Annotated in this window: 26 protein-coding genes and 1 tRNA gene; all 27 read right to left on the bottom strand. The window is 46.4% G+C overall.

What is annotated here, in order from left to right; all coding sequences use genetic code 11:
• Positions 1–12: 12 nt before the first annotated feature.
• The gene (gene dcm, locus WMO42_RS02550) at positions 13–987 is read right to left on the bottom strand and encodes a DNA (cytosine-5-)-methyltransferase (protein WP_349191471.1); all 975 of its coding nucleotides are present in this window, start codon (positions 985–987) and stop codon (positions 13–15) included.
• Between the two features lie 2 nt (positions 988–989).
• On the bottom strand, positions 990–2,378 hold the full coding sequence (locus tag WMO42_RS02545; RefSeq protein WP_349191470.1) for a ParB N-terminal domain-containing protein: 1,389 nt from the start codon (positions 2,376–2,378) through the stop codon (positions 990–992).
• A 30-nt stretch (positions 2,379–2,408) separates the two neighbouring features.
• On the bottom strand, positions 2,409–3,170 hold the full coding sequence (locus WMO42_RS02540; protein ID WP_349191469.1) for a ParA family protein: 762 nt from the start codon (positions 3,168–3,170) through the stop codon (positions 2,409–2,411).
• Positions 3,171–3,221: 51 nt separating this feature from the next.
• Positions 3,222–3,294: transfer RNA gene (locus tag WMO42_RS02535), tRNA-Arg, on the bottom strand.
• An 8-nt stretch (positions 3,295–3,302) separates the two neighbouring features.
• Complete coding sequence (locus tag WMO42_RS02530; RefSeq protein ID WP_349191468.1) at positions 3,303–3,662, bottom strand: hypothetical protein; 360 nt, start codon at positions 3,660–3,662, stop codon at positions 3,303–3,305.
• A gap of 135 nt (positions 3,663–3,797) precedes the next feature.
• Positions 3,798–4,094: a hypothetical protein gene (locus WMO42_RS02525; RefSeq protein WP_349191467.1), complete on the bottom strand. Its 297-nt coding sequence runs from the start codon at positions 4,092–4,094 to the stop codon at positions 3,798–3,800.
• Positions 4,091–4,255 carry a hypothetical protein gene (locus tag WMO42_RS02520; RefSeq protein ID WP_156330523.1) on the bottom strand — a complete coding sequence of 55 codons (165 nt, stop codon included), beginning with the start codon at positions 4,253–4,255 and terminating at the stop codon, positions 4,091–4,093. Before WMO42_RS02520 ends, WMO42_RS02525 begins: the two co-directional genes overlap by 4 nt.
• Positions 4,236–4,439, bottom strand: a complete 204-nt coding sequence (locus WMO42_RS02515; protein WP_349191466.1) for a hypothetical protein — start codon at positions 4,437–4,439, stop codon at positions 4,236–4,238. The genes WMO42_RS02520 and WMO42_RS02515 overlap by 20 nt, the downstream gene beginning before the upstream one ends.
• 2 nt (positions 4,440–4,441) lie before the next feature.
• Positions 4,442–4,702, bottom strand: coding sequence for a hypothetical protein (locus WMO42_RS02510; protein ID WP_349191465.1), 261 nt, complete (start codon positions 4,700–4,702; stop codon positions 4,442–4,444).
• Positions 4,703–4,713: 11 nt separating this feature from the next.
• Complete coding sequence (locus WMO42_RS02505; protein ID WP_349191464.1) at positions 4,714–5,301, bottom strand: hypothetical protein; 588 nt, start codon at positions 5,299–5,301, stop codon at positions 4,714–4,716.
• A complete protein-coding gene (locus WMO42_RS02500; RefSeq protein ID WP_117469230.1) occupies positions 5,255–5,506 on the bottom strand; it encodes a hypothetical protein in 252 nt (83 codons plus the stop codon). The genes WMO42_RS02505 and WMO42_RS02500 overlap by 47 nt, the downstream gene beginning before the upstream one ends.
• Positions 5,503–5,802, bottom strand: a complete 300-nt coding sequence (locus WMO42_RS02495; RefSeq protein ID WP_349191463.1) for a hypothetical protein — start codon at positions 5,800–5,802, stop codon at positions 5,503–5,505. The genes WMO42_RS02500 and WMO42_RS02495 overlap by 4 nt, the downstream gene beginning before the upstream one ends.
• Positions 5,803–6,207, bottom strand: coding sequence for a VRR-NUC domain-containing protein (locus WMO42_RS02490; protein WP_349191462.1), 405 nt, complete (start codon positions 6,205–6,207; stop codon positions 5,803–5,805).
• A complete protein-coding gene (locus tag WMO42_RS02485; RefSeq protein ID WP_349191461.1) occupies positions 6,200–6,814 on the bottom strand; it encodes an HD domain-containing protein in 615 nt (204 codons plus the stop codon). Before WMO42_RS02485 ends, WMO42_RS02490 begins: the two co-directional genes overlap by 8 nt.
• The gene (locus WMO42_RS02480; protein WP_349191642.1) at positions 6,807–7,157 is read right to left on the bottom strand and encodes a DUF4406 domain-containing protein; all 351 of its coding nucleotides are present in this window, start codon (positions 7,155–7,157) and stop codon (positions 6,807–6,809) included. Before WMO42_RS02480 ends, WMO42_RS02485 begins: the two co-directional genes overlap by 8 nt.
• Positions 7,158–7,188: 31 nt before the next feature.
• Complete coding sequence (locus WMO42_RS02475; RefSeq protein WP_349191460.1) at positions 7,189–7,473, bottom strand: hypothetical protein; 285 nt, start codon at positions 7,471–7,473, stop codon at positions 7,189–7,191.
• Positions 7,474–7,476: 3 nt separating this feature from the next.
• A complete protein-coding gene (locus WMO42_RS02470) occupies positions 7,477–7,875 on the bottom strand; it encodes a hypothetical protein (protein ID WP_349191459.1) in 399 nt (132 codons plus the stop codon).
• A complete protein-coding gene (locus tag WMO42_RS02465) occupies positions 7,872–8,150 on the bottom strand; it encodes a hypothetical protein (RefSeq protein WP_349191458.1) in 279 nt (92 codons plus the stop codon). Before WMO42_RS02465 ends, WMO42_RS02470 begins: the two co-directional genes overlap by 4 nt.
• A 4-nt stretch (positions 8,151–8,154) precedes the next feature.
• On the bottom strand, positions 8,155–8,556 hold the full coding sequence (locus WMO42_RS02460) for a hypothetical protein (RefSeq protein ID WP_349191457.1): 402 nt from the start codon (positions 8,554–8,556) through the stop codon (positions 8,155–8,157).
• A 12-nt stretch (positions 8,557–8,568) separates the two neighbouring features.
• Entirely contained in the window at positions 8,569–8,847 is a 279-nt protein-coding gene (locus WMO42_RS02455) for a LysM peptidoglycan-binding domain-containing protein (RefSeq protein WP_349191456.1), read from the bottom strand.
• Between the two features lie 10 nt (positions 8,848–8,857).
• Complete coding sequence (locus WMO42_RS02450; protein WP_349191455.1) at positions 8,858–9,187, bottom strand: hypothetical protein; 330 nt, start codon at positions 9,185–9,187, stop codon at positions 8,858–8,860.
• Complete coding sequence (locus WMO42_RS02445) at positions 9,181–9,915, bottom strand: lytic transglycosylase domain-containing protein (protein ID WP_349191454.1); 735 nt, start codon at positions 9,913–9,915, stop codon at positions 9,181–9,183. Before WMO42_RS02445 ends, WMO42_RS02450 begins: the two co-directional genes overlap by 7 nt.
• Complete coding sequence (locus tag WMO42_RS02440) at positions 9,851–10,843, bottom strand: hypothetical protein (RefSeq protein ID WP_349191453.1); 993 nt, start codon at positions 10,841–10,843, stop codon at positions 9,851–9,853. Before WMO42_RS02440 ends, WMO42_RS02445 begins: the two co-directional genes overlap by 65 nt.
• Positions 10,844–11,203: 360 nt before the next feature.
• A complete protein-coding gene (locus WMO42_RS02435) occupies positions 11,204–12,217 on the bottom strand; it encodes a hypothetical protein (protein ID WP_349191452.1) in 1,014 nt (337 codons plus the stop codon).
• A gap of 102 nt (positions 12,218–12,319) precedes the next feature.
• Positions 12,320–12,457, bottom strand: a complete 138-nt coding sequence (locus WMO42_RS02430; RefSeq protein WP_227094306.1) for a hypothetical protein — start codon at positions 12,455–12,457, stop codon at positions 12,320–12,322.
• Between the two features lie 12 nt (positions 12,458–12,469).
• Positions 12,470–12,631 (bottom strand): hypothetical protein, encoded by a 162-nt coding sequence (locus WMO42_RS02425; protein ID WP_182430840.1) that lies wholly within the window; start codon positions 12,629–12,631, stop codon positions 12,470–12,472.
• Between the two features lie 245 nt (positions 12,632–12,876).
• Positions 12,877–13,179 carry a hypothetical protein gene (locus WMO42_RS02420; protein ID WP_349191451.1) on the bottom strand — a complete coding sequence of 101 codons (303 nt, stop codon included), beginning with the start codon at positions 13,177–13,179 and terminating at the stop codon, positions 12,877–12,879.
• Positions 13,180–13,199: the final 20 nt, after the last annotated feature.

The following is a 13,199-nucleotide window of genomic DNA, read 5'->3' as shown; positions in this document are numbered from 1 at the left end:
TTTCTGCACCTCCTATGCTGTTTCATGTAAAATTATCTTTCTGAACATACTTTCAAATATGGGAACCGCAATACTGTTCCCAGCCTGCTTGTATAACGCCATTCTGTATCTTCCAGAACGCTTCTGGACTGCTTTTGCCCTTTCGTAGTCTTCGTCTGTATATCCTTGCAGACGCCAGCACTCACGTTCTGTTAAATATCTATAACGCCCGTTTCCGCAGTCAATCACCTGCGCTGGTGTTCTGTCCTGTCTGGTCGTGATTGTGTATGCAAAATCTTTTATCACCGTTGCTCTTCTTATGCCTTTTTCTCCAATCACACTGTACACACTCGGTTGCGTCACGTCGTACACTGGCGGCACTTCGTCATTGTCCAGAAGAAATTCTGATATATCTTTCATTGGCGTTCTGATTAAGTCTGAAAAGTCGAACTTTTCACCATTCAGCACCGATACCGTGAAAACTCTTTCCCGTGCCTGTGGCAATCCAAAGTCCCTTGCGTCTAATATTTGATAATTGCTTGTATATCCCAGCTTTTCCATTTCTGCTATGTATTGTTCAAAGTTCTTCTTGTTGTAGCCGTTTAATACATTTTTCACGTTTTCCCAGATAACATATTTCGGCTTCCATTCGCCCATATTTTGAATAATGTGTATTGTTTCCCACATCAGACTTGACCGGGTGCCGCTTCCTTTGTCTGCTCCTTTTCCTCTGTTTATCCTCCCGGCTTCCGCAGTCGCTTTTCCTTGATGTCCTGCAATGCTCATATCTTGACACGGGCTGCCATGTATCAGAATATCTGGTTTGAGGTTCCACCCCACCACTGATTGTGTTTTATACTCCAACTCTTCCGCAAACATTGCATTGTATGACCTTACGGCGTTTTCGTCTATTTCCACATAGTCAATGGCTTTTGTTGGAATGTTCAAATTCCGCAAAGCACATCTGGGGGAACCAATTCCCCCAAATAGTTCTAAAATCTGTACCACGTCTACACCTCCTGCAACGCTATTACGCAATAGCCCTCTTCAAGTGCGCTGCTGGTCGTGTCGTCGTCCATGCAGATAATTTTCATGTCAGCCGTGTTTCCGGTTGCTCTACCCTCTGCAAACTCAATCAGCTTCACTGTGTCGCCCTCTCTGTAACCGTCATTTTTCAAAATCATGTATGGTCTTGTGTGGTCGATTGCAACGGCTTTCATTTTGTCCGGTGATACTCTGATTGTTTTTTCTTTTCTTTCATCAGACGGCAAGTGCTGCATTTTCTCTTCCTGCTGCATTTCACGCAGTTTCTTTTGTGTTTCCCGGTCAATAGCTGCCTGCTCTTCGTTGTACCGCTCTTCGTCCGTTTTCTGGGCTTCTCTGCGGTTTTCGTAGGCGTTGCAGTTTGTCACGGTTGCTGTCTTGTCGTGGCACTCTTCATAGTGCGTACAGCTGTAACAAAGTGAAGTCATGCTTTCTGGCTGTGGGTCAACATATTCTGGCTGCTGCTCTGTGGCTGTTTCTTCCTGCTGCACGTCTGTTTCACCATCTGCGGTGTTTTCCTGTGCCTGCTGCTCTTCTGACTGCTTCTGCAACTGGTTTATGTCCATCTGCCCCGGTATCTGCTGTGACGCTTCCCAGTTCTTCTTTAACTGCTTAATGTCTGATAACGTCAGCACTTCATTTTCCCGGAATACCTCTGCTGCCTGCTTCTGGTAATCTTCCGGCAGCCCGGACGCTTCATAAATGACAGATACAACAATTCTGTTTGCCTTAAATTCTGCCATCAGTTCTGGAATGATATTGTTATAGATTGCTTTATATCTTCCAACCTGTGCCGGGGACGTTTCTATAATTTCTGCCAGCAAATCACGGGTTCTGCCCGGAATGTTCATGCTTTCTTTTAATTCCAGCACCAGTTTTTCTGTTTCCAGTGCTTCTGTCATACGCTCCCAGTCTGTCTTTTCACGGAAACGGTTTGCCATAATCAGCGCCAGTCTGTCCAGTATGGCGTTTTTCTTTGGCTTGATTAAGATTGGAACCCGTCTGAAACGCTCTTTTCCCTCGTCTACCAGCTGCATGACCGCCAGCCGTCTTCTGTGTCCTGCAATGATACGGCGTTTGCCGTCTTCCTCTTCATCAGTTACCAGAAGCGGTTGCAACACTCCCAGAAGTTCAATAGACTGTTTTAAGTCCTGCACGTCCTCTACGCTGTAAAAGTTACCCTTTGACGGTATAAGGTCGTAAATGTCAGCGGTGCTGCTCACGCCCTCTTCGGACGTGACAACCTCTGCACCTGCTGCCGCCTGCTGCTGTTCTGTTTTCTGCTGCTCCCCAGCTTCCTTTGACCGCTGGTTTAATAACTCTGTCAAGTTGAATTTCTTTGCTGCTCCTGCCATTGTCTTTCCCTCCTAACGTGTCCGAATTGGTCACATTCTCAACCATTCTTCCACCAGTGCTTTATAGTCGGCACTTGCGCCGCAGCGTGGGGAATATAAAATGATTGGCAATCTTTCAAATGTGCTGGGTTTCATTTTCGGTGTCTTTCTGATATGTGTATCAAACACCGGATATTCAAGCGTCTTCAAGAACTCTTCGCCCTGTGTGTCTGCTTCATTGGTTCTGTCGTACTGTGTGACAAAGCAGCCGCAGAAGCGCAACTGCGGGTTTAGGTCCTCACGGGTGTTGTCAATCTGTTCTTTTAGTTCTGCCAGCCCGTCTATTGCAAAATCATCAATGGTGATAGGCACCATCACATCATCAGAAGCCACCAGCGCATTTATGGTTGAAATGTTAATGTCCGGGGCGTTGTCAATAATGCAGTAGTCGTATTCATTCTGTAAGCCGTCAAGAAACTTCTTAAAGCGGGTCTGCTGTGGTCTGGACTGGTCCAGCATGACTTCAAGGTTGGCTGTAAGCAAATTCATGTTTGCTGTGATAATGTCCAGCCCGTCAAAGTCTGTGTGCTGGATAACCTCTGCCGGGTCAATGCCCCTCTGCGTCATTACTTCTGCCGTTCCCTTGTGGTCATAGCTGTGGCGGTTCATAATCTTGCTGGCGTTTCCCTGCTTGTCATTGTCAATCAGCAGGACTTTGAAGCCTTTTACTGCTGCCAGAATATGCGCCATGTTTACGCTGGAAATGGTCTTTGCCACTCCCCCTTTAAGATTGATAATTGATAATACTTTCATGTTGTATTCCTCCTTGTATCTGGTATGAATTTATAGTTGCTTTCCCAGTAATGCACGGGGCGGGACTTGAACCCGCACCCGGCAGCTTCGGTGACTGCTGCGCTATCCATTGCGCCACCCGTGCTTGTATGCTTATCGGTACTGCATACACAAAAGCCCTTTTATTGCTGTTGGCATATCGTATGGCACCATGTTTTCTTTGTTGCACTGGTCGAACATTGCGTTAATTCCTGCAAGCTGCCATTCTTCAATATCGTTCTTTTCATCTCTCAAAAATTCTGCTGCTTCTCTTGCTTCTTTCATGCAGCTTTTCATAACTCTTGCATTGTTCTCTGCTGTGCTTATCATCATTACCAGTTCCCCGGTTTCTTTTGCTTTTTCAAATGCTTCTTTTTCTTTCTCCCCTCTTTCTTCCTCTTTCAACATTTCTCCCATGAACCAATATGCAAGGTTCTTTGTTCTTCTGATTGCTTTTTCTCTGCTCTCTGTCATGTTTGTTACCTCCGTTTGTTTACTTCTTTAACTGTCTTTATTATATACTTACGGAAGTATAAAGTCTATTGACATTTTACACAATCTTACGGAAGTATATTTGTATATTTTGTATACTTCCGTAAGTATTTGTTATTATCTGCCCCGGCGTTTCAGTTCTTCTGCAAATTCTCTGACCGGAACTTTCACGGTCAATGGTTCATACTTCCCGCAGTCGTCCAGTTCATATAAGAACTGTGTTTCACCTTTTTTCAGATAGTGAAGTGTTGCAATGTCTGTGACCTTATGCAGCGCAACTGCTGCCGTTGTAATCACTGTGCAGCCCCGTGGCAAATAAAGTGCTTCTTTTGCTTCTCCGTCCTTTGTTGCCTTGATTGCTACGGTGTCCCCAATCTCTAACGGACACACCGCCTTGAAAAATTCTGCTTTCATTCCTCTTTGTCCTCCTGTTCGTGCTTCTCTCTGTTCTGTCTTCTTACCTCCCAGCCAACTTCTCTGACCACTACAAAGACAAGATATAAAATACCCAGCCCCACGCAGACCGCAAAGAATGTTACCAGTGCTTTTACAACCTCAATCAGAAATGCAATCATTGTTCTTGCCCTCCCTCATTTTCTGTTTTGCCCAGCCAATAGCCCGGCGGCTGGCGTTTATCTGGTGCAACTGGCGCACTCTTATGTTATTTGTCTTTTCTTCCGTTTCTGCCTGCTGCCGTGCCAGCCGTCGGCGGTAAATCAATTCTTTCCCGCTGTAATGCTTCTGCTTCTTTTTCGCCATCTTTATTCCTCCGTAGCTAACACGTTTAAGATTTTCTCAACTGCTTTGTCCCAGAAGATGTTTGCAAAATCTTCTACCGTGCATACTTCGTCACCGTCCCAGTCGCACACGCTGGCGTCGTCACACTGGCACAACTCACAGCCGCTTTCTTTCAGCGCTTCATTTGCAATCTCTGTCACCACTTCTTGTGTTGCTGCGTAATCGCAACCACGGTTCAAAATGTCTTCCAGATTTTCCATTGTCTTTTTTGATATTTTCGCCATCTTTATTCCTCCTAAAAGTATTTGCGCTGGTATCTGCTGCCCTTGCTCGCCTGTTTGCGTCGCTGGCGCTGTTTTCTTCTCTTCTGGTACTTGGCGTCTTCTGCTGCTGTCACCTGCCTTTTGACTGCTTCGTGGTCTATGTTGTCCACCTCTTCTTGCAGGACTTCCAGCACTTCAACTTCACTGTCCTTGAAAGTGAATGTCATACCTGGGTCATACTCTCCGCTTGTCCAATCTTTCTGGAACTTCTCAAAATTATCTCTGTATCTATACGGCGCCTGTGGGTGGTACTGTTCGGCTTCATATATGCCCAGCATAACTTCTTTGTCGTCCTTGTCGTCCCAGTTGTAAAGGTGCCAGCTTTCGTGGTTGTCCCAGTTCCACTTTGACAAATACAACACTATTCCGTCAAAGTAGTTGCCCTCACGCACCATGCCTTTCATTTGCTTGCAGGTGAATCCCTGCCCCTTTAATTCCTCTTTGATTTTCTCATAGTCCCTGCCGCCAGTATGTAACTTTGCTTTTACGATTAACGGTAAATACTGTGGCTGTTTATCTTCTTTTCTTGCCATTGCTTGTCCTTTCCAGTCTGTCTGCAATCCTCAATATGCTTTCCATTGACTTTCTAATGTTTGTGTCTGTGCCCTCTGTGATTTTCAGCACGTCTGCTATGTCCCGCAGTTCTTGTGCCATTTCTTCTGTTTCCCCGGTCACAATGTCGTATTTATTGCGGCAGGCGGTGCAGACCTGCGAACCCTCCGGGATAACTTCACCGCATATCAAGCAGCGGTCAACGTCGTTCATTCTTCCCAGCTTTCGTATTTCTTCACACGCCTTGTCAAGTTCTGCACCTGCTCAACAAGGTTTACAACCTCATGTGGTGACAATCCGGTTCGTTCATAGTCATACAGCTTCTTTGCGGCTTGATTGACTGTGACGTGTGGTTTTAATATGGCTTTCTGCCCGTTCTGGCTGTATTCCGTCAGCGTCGTTCTCTTCTGCCGCTTCTGTGGCTTCTGGGGCTGTCTGAACGCCCCTGCACGCTTCATGGTGCTGTAATATGGCACTGTCTGTTTCAATGTGTGGTCCATTGCTCCCATTTACTCTTCCACCTTTCTTCCTGTCTGCTCTATAACTCCCAGATAACCCGCTATTGTGTCCATTGCTTCTTCTGCCGTCCAGCAAACCGCCGTTTCATAGTCCTGCTGCCGCAGCTGTTCCAGCCACCAGTCCTGCTTGTCTGTTGTTTTGTTCTTTCCCCACTTCATTTCAACATAAAGCCCGTGTTTTCCGTTTCTGGCTACTGGCAAGCATAAGTCCGGCACGCCTGCTTTTACTCCCTGCCGTTTAAGGTTCGCCGCTTCAAGCTGGTTCCTGCTACCGCCGTTTGGTATGTGGTGCAGCAATTCCAATTCCGGGAAGTCCTTTGCATAGAACGTCGCCCAGTTTATAACTCTTTCCTGCTCTGTGGCTTCACTGCGCTTTCTGTAATATGTTCTACTCATTGGCGTTTGCCCTTTCGTCAAGGTGTGTTGCCATCATGTCAGCAATGTGAAGCATGGCTGCAAGCCTGCTGCCTGCAAAAGCATTGTTCATGTCATAGCTGCCGCCCTTTACTGCGCTATCAAAAGCGCCCATGTGCCATCTGATAGCCAGCATTTCTTCTTCCGTAAGCTGCATATATCGCATAATCTGTATAATTGACTTTTCACCGTGTCCCAGCGGCAGGCTGTTTGTATATCCGTATACCTCAACTTCTTTCCAGCTGCCGTCTTTCTGTTTCTGGTTCTTCTTCTCTACCTTGTAGGCGTCCACCTTGCAAACATCATGCAGAAGCGCTGCAACTGCGATTGTGTCCACTGTGTATTCCGGGTACGTTCTGCCCTGTCTTTTGTCCTCTTCGTCTGCCAGCCGAACCAATCTGCGGTATACGTGGTTTGTATGTTCTACCAGACCGCCTGTGTATGCGCCGTGGTACTTTGTACTTGCCGTGGCTGTGAAAAATCCCGCTTCTTCCAGCCACGCAAGCAGCTTATCTGCTCCCGGTCTGTTTATGTACGAAAAGTAATTCTTGAACTTCTCAACCTCTGCCATTCTCTGTTCTTCATTCATTGTCTTGTCCTCCTGTGGTTTCTTCCCGGCTGTCCACCAGATATATTTTGCCGTCCTGCTCATACAGCATGACTTTTCCTTTTAGTGCCGCCAGTGTCATTTCTGCTTTCATTCCGTCTGATACGCCGTACTTGTCGCCAATCAGAATGTATTTGCAGTTTTCAAGTATCTTCATTCCCGCTGCCATGCCCCGTCTTCTTTCTTCCGGGTTCTGGTCGTCTGTAACTTCCGTCAAGTATAAATGCACCGTGACCGGGACAAAGCCATTGTTTATGGCTGCCCGTGTCAGCTTGCGTGCATATTCCTTGTTGCGCTTTGTGTCGCCCCGGTATGGGCTACACACATACAACAAATCATTCACCCGCCGTCGCCTCCTAATCTTCCAGCGTCAGTTCTTCACCTGCTGCCGCTGGTTCTTCTTCTCGCTTCCATTCGTCCAAATCCAGAAGCGTTCCGCATTTACTGCAATAATTGAAATCACGGGACACATGGAAGTAATAGCCGTCTTCCCGGTCTTTCCGCAAATCCTTGTCATACGCTGAAAACAAATGCTTTCCGCATACCGGGCAATAGTAACTGTTCAAATATCCCAGTTGTCCCGGCAATGTGGGGTATTCGCTCTTCTGTGCTTTTGGCTTTCTGGGTTTCCTTGCTGCCATGTGCTACACCTCCATTGCTGCTTTTTCCAGCCTGCGTTTCATTTCCTCATATTGCAGCTGCAATCCTTTTATATTCTGGTGTGTGCTACACTCCCCGCAGTCTTCTTCTGTGTGGGTGTGTGGACATTCATTGCAAAAGTCCAGTTCGTCTTGCAGGTTGTTTGCAATGATACCCATTGAAAACACAATGCCCCAGTATTGTTTCAAGTCAATTTGCGTTATATCTACCGGGACGGCTACTGCCTGCTGCACTTCTTCGTCAGATATGCTGTATTTATCTTTTAAGGCTTCATACATCTGTAAAGCAGTGACCTTTTCGCCGCCCTCTCCACGTTCTGCAAGGGCTTGTATCTTTGCCAACTTTGCAATGACCTTTTCACGTTGTATCTGGTTTTTGTTCATTCTTCTGCACTCTCCCGCTTTTTCAGTTCTTTTTCTGCAAGTTCTATAAATCCTTTCAAATCGTTAATGCGTCTTTCGTAGGCTTCATGGGCTTTCTTTGCTTTTTGATATTGCCATAATAAGAAAACACGTTCTTGACTTTCGCTTTTCTTTTCCAGTTCCTTTTTGCTGTTTTCAAGTGTCGCTTCAAGATTTCCGTCATAGTTGTATGTGATTTTATCTTTCTTGCGTTTTACCGTCATTTTGTGTGACGGTTCTTTGAAATATTTTCCCATGTTGTCACCTCATATACTGCCACGACTGCGGCGCACGCTTTATTCCCAGTTCTGCCAGCGTCACTATTCGTGGATATTCTTTGACAGCTGTTATTTCCCAGCCGTACACTTTGCGCCTGCTGCCTGCTGCATAATTGTGAATATCATGTGCAGGAACCTTGCTTTTTCTCTCTGCTTCTTCAAAGTTCTTGATTTCCAGAACTTCCGGGCAAATAAATTCGCCAACTATTCCCACGCCGCCTGTCACATATACCAGCACCCGGAACGGTGCTTTGCATTGCGGCTTTGTCTTCCGCAGTTCTAGAACCTTTTCACCTGCTGCCATTTTTTGCCACCATTTCTGGTGCAGTGATAATATGACCACTGGCATTTCTTCCAGTTCTGGTGGTTCCCATTGCTGCTTCATGCTCTTTTCCTCCTAAATCTTCAATACCTGTCCCGGATATATCAAATCCGGGTTCTTAATGCCGTTTTTGTGTGCCAGTGCATAGCAGGCGGCACCGTTTCCGCAAAACCTCTGTGCAATCTTCCAAAGGCTGTCACCTTTTTGCACTGTGTATTCTTTCCGGTCTGTCTGGTTTCTTCCTACAACCTCCGGCGGTTCCTCTGGTTTGTAGTAGAACGCTTCTGCTATCGACCCGCAATACTGGCACCGTTCGCCCAGCTTTACTTCTGCGCCGCAAAATTTACACTTCATGTGCTGTCCCTCACTGTTCAAATTCGCTTTTCAGTTCAATTCTGATATACAGAATGTGTTGCAGGTCTTCCACCCGGTATTGTGTGAATTGTTCAACTGGCACCTGCTCCGGCAGGCTGTCTGTTTTCTCCCAGTCCCACATTTGTTCCGTGGCTCTGTATGTTTCCATTCCCAGCCCCATTTTCTTAATGCGTCGCTGCGGGTTCAATGTTCCATGCACTGCGTTTGCAGCATATCCACGGTATACAACCTGTCTGGCTGCGTTATATATCACCACTCTGTCACTGGGCGTCAACTTGTCCATAATGTCGCCCAGTCTGATTTCATTTTCCATCACCATTCACCCCTCATTCTTCTTTCAATTCTTTCTTTCGCCTGCTGCACCTCTCTTGAATACTCTGTTTCTGTCAATCCTTTGTTCCATACGTGTTCATAAGCACCAGCAACACCGTAGTTGTAGGCTGTCAGCACTTCTGCTTCTGTGTCGAACCTCTCTTGCAATTCTGCCAGATAATCTACACCAACCATGATGTTGAAATATGGGTTTTCCACATTGTCCACATTCAGTCTGTGCATACGTTCTTCATGCCATTTTGCCAATACCTGCATATATCCTGTTGAACCCTCGCTGCTGGCTGCGTCCCATCTGTACCCGCTTTCTGTTTCAATGATTGCCAGCACCAGTGCATAGTCAACGCCGTTCTGCTTGCAAATTATGTATGTGAATTGCTGCATACATTCCGGGAAGTACCCGCCGTGGTCTGCGTAGTCCTCCGGCACTTCATATCTTGTCCAGCCCTCTAATTCCTCACCGGACCAGTCAAGGGACATAAGGTTGAACGGGTACGGCTCCTGCTGCACTGCTTCCGTTGTCGGCGGTGTCGGTTCCGGCTTTTTTGTGTCTTCCGGCAGGCTGTTTGCAACTGGCTTGACTGCTGCCCCTACTGTAAACACAATTACAACCACTGCCAGCAGTCCCGCTGCAATGTAATTGCCGTATGCCTTAATTGCCCTTTTTATCCTCTTTCGCCTTAATATGCGGCGTATCTGCGGTGTTCTTCCTCTCACGCTTCTTTCCTCCTGTTCTGCCTTTTGGCTTTTCCTTTTTCCACATTTTCAAGTAAATATGCCACCCTGTCTGCTCATAATAGACGGGTTCGCAAGATACGATATTGTAATTGCTGTATATCTTTCTAAACTCTTCCAGCCCTCCGTCTGGTGACTTTGCCAGCTGTTCCACTTTGCGTTTGCTGTACTTAAAATCATTGCACTTTTCTTCCGGTGCTGTCAGATTTCGGCTGTACTTCCAATGGTTCTGGTCACGCTGCTGCTTCTCCCCGCCGTCCTCTCTTGTGACTTCCGGGCGGTCAAGGTTCCTGCTGCTGGAATAGCGTTTCTTGCCCTGCGGGTCTTTTACAATGTATTTGCAAAGACCCTCTATGCCGTTTTCATTCATTTGCAGGCGGTCTGCGTTTACCCAACCCAGCTGCTCTATACTGGCTCTGTATTCCGGGTCACTGGTCTTCTTCCAGCTGATACGGTCTTTTGTCCACATCATTTCCACGTCGTCACGGTCAAGTCCGCCATTCATGATGATATGGTGGTGTATACGCTTAATGCTTTGACCGTCCTTTGTGTACTTGTATTCTGTTACCAGTATGTATTTAAGGGGTTCAAGCCCCAGTTTGTTTCTGCGGTACGCTATGCGGCGCAGGTAATTTGTCACTATCTTTTCTGCTTCTTCTACTGTGCCCGGCAGGTTCTCTTCACTGTATGTGCAGGACGTGTGCAGGTCGCCTATACTGAAATTGCCATTGCCTAACTGTACCAGATAGCGTTTAGCGTTCTTGTCGTTAAGGTCTTTTTGCTTTGGGGCGTTGCTCTTTCTCTTTCTGCCCCTCTTCCCTCTTGTTGCCTGCTCTGCTGCTTCTGTTCGTGGTATTATGTCCACTTCTCTATAATTGGCACAGTCTGTCTTCTTCTCTCTGATAAACACCACTGCACTTCCTTTTCTGTCTGATACCTTTTTAGCGTATAAGGGTATACCAGAAATGGTGGTGCCTATCCCCCATCAATCCTGCTTATTATCTCCATACCAGCATATATATAAATTTATATATTTCGTAGGAATGTTAATACCCCATACAAGCCCGTTTAGCAGGGACAAAACCCGCTATTTTCAAGGACTTTCCAGCCCTAAAATGTTTGACTTGTAACCGCCAATATGGTATAATAAACACGTATTGAATTATTAACATATTGACTTTTGAAAAGCCTTTGATTTTGTGTTTGCGGCACATCTTCAAAGGCTTTTTACGTTGCCTTTTTATCGGTCAAATATTAGAACGCTTGTTCTTTATGCGTGTGCTTCCGCACTCGCTTTCAGTAAATCAGTTACCAGTTCCCAGCTTTCCAAAAACAAAGCGGAACGGAGCGAAACATTGCTGCTGACGTTAGAACGGACGTTGTTCAAGCCCAGCGCACCAGCGCCACCGTAGGAAGTGCTGTTGAAACTCGAACCCCGGAAAGGCACGGCTTCTTCAAGTTCGTTGTCTGCCCATATTCCAGCTGTTTCGTTCTTCCAGTCATGCGGTACAATTCCCAGCTTGTACGCAATTTCTGGCATTTCTTCCAGTTCTTCCAGCTGCAAGTCCTTAATATGGCAGCCGTCCCATGCCACTTCAACGTCTTCTTTGGTTGAAAGTGTCACGCCGTCGTTTCCGTATAATCGCAGCGGCTTTCCGTTTACCGTCGCAACCTGCCAGTCTGGGGCTTCTGTCGTGTAGCCGTCCACTGCTGCGTCATTGTTCTTTGTGTACTCAATAACGCCATAGTGCAGGCGCAGCCCCGTTACCCACTCATAGAAATTGCCGCAAAGTCCAAACACGCCGCCTGCGGTTCCGTCGTGGGACCATGTAAGCGGGTCAAGTCCGGTCAGTGTGCGTCCTCTGTCATAATTCACGCCCTTTTCGTCCGGGTTCTCTGCATTTGCTCCATAATTGGTGTTACCGCCGATTGTGTGCCCCAGTTCTTCCGCTTCATTCAGTAAGTAGACAAATTCCGTGTTTGTCATAAGGTGCCAGCCCTCGCCTTTTCTGGCGCAGGCTTTGGCTGCGTCGTTCATATTGATTGTGTGCTTTGGCTGCTGGAATGGCAGTGATACCGCAACGCCGCCGTTCAGCGTATCAATCACGGTGTTGTGATACTGTGAAATAAGGATTGCCGGGACAATCTTATTTCTAATTTTGAACATTTCCGGCACGTCCTCCGGGCTGTACGTCCCCGGCTCCATGTAAAACATGGTCATGTAGTTTGGCAGTCCCAGTCTGTCTTTGACAATGACCGCTTTTTTCTTCACAAATTCTTTCATTTGCGCTTTTCCTCCTTGTATCTGGTATGATTTATCTTGAATAGCTTTTCGCTACTATTCACATTTTGACTATTGAAAAACCTTTGTTTTTTCGCCCAGCGCCTATGCTGACCGCTGCTTTTTCTCTTCTGGCTCCGGCTGCTTCACAGTCACGGTGACTTTTACACCCTCCCGCTGTGAAATAATCATTGCCAAAGTGTCAAAGAAGCGCTGGGCATTGAATGTTCCTTGCACTTCCATTCCTGCCACCTCCTATGCCGTCTGTGGCTGCGGTGTGGTTCTCTGGCGTTCCTGCTGAATACCCAGCATATAGCCCAGAATAAACATTTGATTGTCACCATTTAACTTCTGGAACTCCTGTGCGGTCTTCTCAATCATTTCTTTTTTCTTATCTTTCATTTCAACTGCTGCCATGTCCGCTTCCTCCTTTTCTGTGTTGTGGTCCTCTGCTATAATTGGATTGTCAGCCAGTGCAGGGCTGGCAATCCATAGCAAAGGGGGTGTGAATATGTCTTTACATCAATATGAAATTGATTTTTCGCCGCTTTCACTTGATGAAAAAACCGCTTTGATTGACCGTATAAAAAACAACGCTTTTACCGGTCCAGACTTCAAACAAGGTTTTCAGTCCGCTACATTCTGTATTGAAGAAAGTAATATTAAACTTCTGAATGTTCCTGCTGACTGTCCGATTGTTCTTTTGCAGTAGGTGTATATATTGCAAATGTGGTTTTTTTGGCTTCCGCATTGTAGTTAATTTCAATGCGGAAGTTTTTTTCTTTGAGCATTTCACGCATTGTCATTTCTGCCCAGCATTTCAGAAGCACCACTGCTTTTTCAAAACCCTCTGTATTTACCAAGTTGAAGTTTTCCGCTTTCAGTTCTTCGTTTGGAAAAACTGCTGCCTGCGCTCTTCCCAGTATGTCAAAGTACGGCATATCTGGTTCGTGCTTGTCCATCACTGCTGCCACCTCCGTTCTTT

The sequence above is a fragment of the Lachnospira sp. CLA-JM-H23 genome, from assembly GCF_040096425.1.
Lineage (GTDB): Bacteria > Bacillota > Clostridia > Lachnospirales > Lachnospiraceae > Lachnospira > Lachnospira rogosae.
Note: the sequence above shows the minus strand (reverse complement) of the source record. Positions and strands in the feature narration are given on the sequence as shown.